The 610-nt window shown below is 55.2% G+C and carries 2 pseudogenes; both read right to left on the minus strand.

Features of this window, described 5'->3' with window-relative positions:
- A pseudogene (gene pdxA / locus FDX22_RS30925) lies at window positions 1-244 on the minus strand (4-hydroxythreonine-4-phosphate dehydrogenase); the annotation flags it as partial.
- Window positions 244-610: pseudogene (locus FDX22_RS12335) on the minus strand (peptidylprolyl isomerase); the annotation flags it as partial. The pseudogenes FDX22_RS12335 and pdxA, both read right to left, overlap by 1 nt.

Raw genomic sequence — 610 nt, forward strand, 5'->3', positions numbered from 1 at the left:
CGCGCAACGCAACCGGCAATAGCGTCAGCGTACCCGCTGATTGTGGTTGGGCTGGGATATCTGGAGAGTAGGGAAGGAGCGAGAGCGGTAAACCGAGCATGGCTGCCCGGTCACGGAGTAGCGTGGCATCAGCACAAACAACGAGTTCTACCGGCCACTCGCGCTGTGCAAGCAGGATCACAAGGTCCGGACCAATCCCGGCAGGTTCGCCGGGAGTGATCACAACACGTTGAATTTGAGTCATTAGTTGCTCAGAATTTTAACGTACGCACTGGCGCGCTGTTCCTGCATCCAGGTCGCTGCTTCTTCCGAGAATTTACGGTTCNTCTTTCTGTGCCGCGTCAGTTTTATCAACATTACGCGTATCCAGCAGCTCGATAAGATGCCAGCCGAATGAGGAGTGCACCGGGGTGCTCATCTGGCCTTTATGAAGTTTAGTCAGCGCATCGCGGAAAGCCGGATCGAAAATATCGGCTGCAGCCCAACCCAGGTCACCGCCCTGGTTGGCAGACCCCGGATCCTGAGAAAACTCTTTAGCCGCTGCCGCAAAGGTGGTTTTACCGCTCTTAATATCAGCTGCGATTTGTTCCAGTTTCAGACGCGCCTGTTG

Origin of the sequence: Citrobacter sp. TBCS-14 (assembly GCF_005280805.1) — a bacterium.
Classification (GTDB): Bacteria; Pseudomonadota; Gammaproteobacteria; order Enterobacterales; family Enterobacteriaceae; genus Citrobacter; species Citrobacter gillenii.